Genomic DNA, 4,296 nt, shown 5'->3' with positions numbered 1-4,296 from the left:
CTTCTGCAGAGTAAGATCTTTTGGACATAACAAATACTCCCCCATAAGCAGCCAGATTTTTATTTTTTAATCTGTCTACCTAAAGGGGAGCATATCAATGCATATTATGGGGGATTGTTTTTTTATCTTAAACTAAACTTGGAAACTTTTTATGAGGCGTCTATCACATGTATGCTTTCTTTGTATGTCCATATTTTTTTATGATTGGCGTCTAAATTATTGATGCTTGTACGCCTTAAATAGCCCACTTTCTTCAAATAATCTTTTCATAGATGGCGATCAATATGAGAGCTAAAATGGTTTTATTCAATATTTTTTGAATTTAACTCAAATACTACATTGGTTCGGAAAAGCGTCTGCACGACTCTTGTAGGAAAAGGGAGACAGGAGAGACTACGCAGAGCGAAGCGATGAAGCGGCTCGACACTTGCCTGCGAAAAGCCTCGGAGAAAATATGAAAAAGACCGTTGCTAAACTTCGTCGGAGACTATTGATATTTTAGATCAATAGCCTCTTTGTCATTCTGTTAATCGTTTTTATCTATCGGCATAATTGACTGATGACAGCACAATAAAAAATTCTTATGAACTCACATAAAAAATAAAATATGTTGCAAATAACTTTTTAGCTATAGAATAAAGTTAATCTAGTAGAGGGGAATGATCATGGCGGTAACTATCAAAACGCTTGACCATATTCAGCTAGCTGCTCCAAAAGGGTCTGAAGAGAAAGCGAAAGCATTTTTTTCAGATGTTTTAGGATTTTATGAAATAGACAAACCGGAAGAATTAAAAAAACGCGGCGGTGTCTGGTTTAAACTTGGAAGCATTCAAGTTCATATCGGTATTGAGGATCCATTTATACCAGCAAAAAAAGCCCATCCAGCTTTTGAAGTAGAGTGTATAGATGAATTGAAAGCCCATCTTACAGAACAGACGATTGCTTGGAAAGATGATCACAAACTTCCAGGAGCAAAACGTATTTATGTACAGGATCCTTTTGGAAATCGTTTAGAATTTTTACAATGGATAAAATAATCACTGAATAGTAGAAATTGATGGAAAATCAGATTTATCCCATGATGATTGCAATTTTACTAAAAAACAGGCATGATTAAAGACGCGTTAATAATAAAAATTGTATATGAAAGTATTGAAAGTAGGGATATGATTTGTCTGATTTTACATCATTGGGAATTCAGGATAGATATTTAAAAAAACTGCGGGAGATTGGGATTGTTCAACCTACTCCGATTCAAGAACAAGCGATTCCGTTTGTTTTAAGTGGAAAAGATGTGATTGCGCAAGCTCAAACTGGAACAGGTAAAACATTTGCATTTATTCTTCCGCTTCTTCAACAACTAGACCTAAATGCAAATTATGTGCAGGCTTTAATCATTGCACCAACACGTGAGCTTGCGTTACAAATTACAGAGGAAACGGAAAAATTAATTACTGATCGAAATGTTATCCGAGTGTTAGCTTTATACGGCGGACAGGATGTTGAGAAACAGTTAAAGAAATTACAAAAAAACGTACAACTTATTATTGGGACACCAGGGAGATTACTCGATCACATTCGCAGAGGAACGATTGATTTATCACGATTATCCTCGCTTGTTTTAGACGAAGCTGATCAAATGCTGCATATCGGCTTCTTAAATGAAGTAGAAATGATTATGAAAGAAACACCGAGAATGCGTCAAACATTACTGTTTTCTGCAACGATGCCGAACGAGGTTCAACAATTAGCGAAAAAATATATGCGCACACCCGCAACGATACAAGTTGAAGAAACGCAAAAACCAGCAGATAACGTGCAGCAGAGGGCTATCCATACGACTGACCGTGCCAAACAGTCGACATTAATGAAGTTGATTGACATGCATAAACCCTTTTTGGCTATCATTTTTTGCCGAACAAAACGACGCGTTAGTAAACTTAATGATGTACTGAAAGCCCATAAGTTTCTTGTCGATGAATTGCATGGAGATTTGTCTCAAGCAAAAAGAGAACAGGTAATGAAACGGTTTCGAGATGCAGAGCTTCAATTATTAGTAGCAACTGATGTTGCTGCAAGAGGTTTGGATGTTGAAGGTGTTACACATGTTTTTAATTACGACATTCCACAAGATGCCGAAAGCTATGTTCATCGCATCGGCCGAACAGGCCGAGGAGGAATGAAAGGCGTTGCGATTACATTCTATTCAACTGCCGATCGGCCACAACTTGAGGAGATTGAGAAAGAATTAAACATAACCATCCCTAAACAAAACATCGGAAATGAGAAGATCGAACAAGCTGAGAAAATAGACAGAAGCAACAACCGTGAAACTTCTTTGAATGAGAAAGATCATTATAAGAAGAAAAAGTCAAATCATCACCAAAGTAAACGGAATTCACAGCATGATAATGGAAGTCGGACAGCTAACAAAAACGAGCATAATAGGAAATCTACATTACAACGCAGCTCTAATAATGATCAAGCTTATAAAGGAAATAACCATCGTTCAAGAAATCATCAAGCTAAAAAGAAAAAAAGTCGATAAAGAACGATTCAATTCTCCATGAATGTTTATTGAACTGTTGGTTAAAGTAACAGGGAAGCATTTATCAAGGAGGATTACAATGGACAATACCCATGAATACGTAGAAAAGTTGCATAAAAATCAAAAGAAGGCAGAACAAAATAAAAAGCGCCAAGGAAATGGCAGTCCAGATGAAAAGTTACCTAATAACCGCCATTGAATAAGAACGTGTCTTTTTTTAGACCTAGATTATTAGGTCTTTTTTTATATGGTGTGATGGTTAAAAAGTGAAGAAGGTGGAAAAACATGTTCAGTTTTAAAGTAGATGATGATATTTATATTGAGTTATTGCAACAACATAAGGAAGAATTGTTTACTCTCATTGATTCAAATCGGGAACATCTTAGAAAATGGTTATTATGGGTTGATAAAAGACAGACAATTCAAGATTTAGAGCCAATTATTGCAATGTGGATTAACAATTATGCGGAAAATAACGGTTTTGATGCAGGAATACGTTTTCGCGGAGAATTAGTCGGAATGATTGGGCTTCATTATATAAATTGGAAAAATAGGTCGACAAGCATTGGCTACTTCCTCTCTGAGACGGCCCAAGGACATGGAATTATTACAAGATCTATATCAGCACTATTAATGTATTTATTCGTCGAGTTGGAACTAAATCGTGTTGAAATTCAATGTGCAGTTCATAATATAAGAAGTATAGCAGTCCCTAAAAGGCTGGGCTTTACAAAAGAAGGCATTATTAGAGATGGGCAATGGCTCTATGATCATTATGAAGATCTCGTTATATATAGTATGTTAGCGAAAGAATGGGATACGGTTGAGCATACTTAATTGTAAAGTATAGACAAGCAATACTTTACAATTAAGTATGAACTAGGACATACTAATAGAGATATAAAATAAGCAAAGAGGATGAAATAAAAGAATGATGAGAACACAACTATTACAATACATATCGAATAACGCAATCAAAAACAACGGAGAAGAAAAGATCATTCATCTATGTAAAGATGAAAAAGAATATGCAGAACAACATTCTATCATATCTGATGATATAAAAGTGATATTGGAAGAAGCGAGTTTTCGTTTTAAAGATGCCTATATTGAGCGTTGTGATAAGGAAACAGATGATACAATTACAGAGGTTGAACTGAGTTTTCTAAACCAGCCGATCACTTATTTAAAAAACCATCAAAAAGAGTTTATTTATTTAGAATCGGATTGGTTTGATGTTATTAAAGTTGATTCGATATCTCTTGAAGTCGATGATGTGTTTGGTATTTACGATTGTTTACTCGGGTTAAAGCTTCCTAAAAAAGCAGAGTCATCTATTAAGTCATTTTTAAATGGTACTTTGTTAGAAGGAGCAATTTTTAGTTTGATGTTCAATCAGCAAGATGGTTTGTGGGATTTCAATATTAGTTTGAATCATATTACAGGTTTTCGTGAAGATATGTCGATAATGGATGCATATACACTTATTTATGAATTTTTATTTTCTTTAATAGTTGCAATTGAGGAAGAAAAATAATTATTTTTGGTTGTTTTCAAAAATATTGTGCTTTTTTAAAAAAAGAGGAGATCATTTCCGCTCCAGGATGCTCGCTTTCCGCGGGCGGAAGCTGAGCCTCCTCGGCGTTTCCCGGAGGCCACTGAAAATCTTACGTTTTTATATAAATTGATTTAGCAAAGGCAGAAAAAAGGCAGTTTGTTGTTCTAGTTCAGACAACAAACTGCCTTTT

General features: G+C 35.2%; 5 protein-coding genes. All 5 read left to right on the top strand.

The window, feature by feature from the left end; translation table 11 throughout:
• Nucleotides 1–665 precede the first annotated feature (665 nt).
• Complete coding sequence (locus G4D61_RS17725) at nt 666–1,037, top strand: VOC family protein (RefSeq protein ID WP_025728647.1); 372 nt, start codon at nt 666–668, stop codon at nt 1,035–1,037.
• Nucleotides 1,038–1,171: 134 nt separating this feature from the next.
• The gene (locus G4D61_RS17720; RefSeq protein ID WP_035353716.1) at nt 1,172–2,548 is read left to right on the top strand and encodes a DEAD/DEAH box helicase; all 1,377 of its coding nucleotides are present in this window, start codon (nt 1,172–1,174) and stop codon (nt 2,546–2,548) included.
• A 79-nt stretch (nt 2,549–2,627) separates the two neighbouring features.
• The gene (locus G4D61_RS17715; RefSeq protein WP_025728652.1) at nt 2,628–2,747 is read left to right on the top strand and encodes a DUF4023 domain-containing protein; all 120 of its coding nucleotides are present in this window, start codon (nt 2,628–2,630) and stop codon (nt 2,745–2,747) included.
• An 86-nt stretch (nt 2,748–2,833) separates the two neighbouring features.
• Nucleotides 2,834–3,385: a GNAT family N-acetyltransferase gene (locus G4D61_RS17710; protein WP_163174631.1), complete on the top strand. Its 552-nt coding sequence runs from the start codon at nt 2,834–2,836 to the stop codon at nt 3,383–3,385.
• A 94-nt stretch (nt 3,386–3,479) separates the two neighbouring features.
• Complete coding sequence (locus G4D61_RS17705; protein WP_025728656.1) at nt 3,480–4,085, top strand: hypothetical protein; 606 nt, start codon at nt 3,480–3,482, stop codon at nt 4,083–4,085.
• Nucleotides 4,086–4,296: the final 211 nt, after the last annotated feature.

This window comes from Heyndrickxia ginsengihumi, from assembly GCF_011008565.1.
Classification (GTDB): Bacteria; Bacillota; Bacilli; order Bacillales; family Bacillaceae_C; genus Weizmannia; species Weizmannia ginsengihumi.
This window is presented reverse-complemented; position numbering and strand designations above follow the sequence as displayed.

Coding starts and splice junctions, on each gene's coding strand:
- G4D61_RS17725 (WP_025728647.1), top strand. CDS start 666: ATGGCGGTAACTATCAAAACGCTTGACCATATTCAGCTAGCTGCTCCA.
- G4D61_RS17715 (WP_025728652.1), top strand. CDS start 2,628: ATGGACAATACCCATGAATACGTAGAAAAGTTGCATAAAAATCAAAAG.
- G4D61_RS17710 (WP_163174631.1), top strand. CDS start 2,834: ATGTTCAGTTTTAAAGTAGATGATGATATTTATATTGAGTTATTGCAA.
- G4D61_RS17705 (WP_025728656.1), top strand. CDS start 3,480: ATGATGAGAACACAACTATTACAATACATATCGAATAACGCAATCAAA.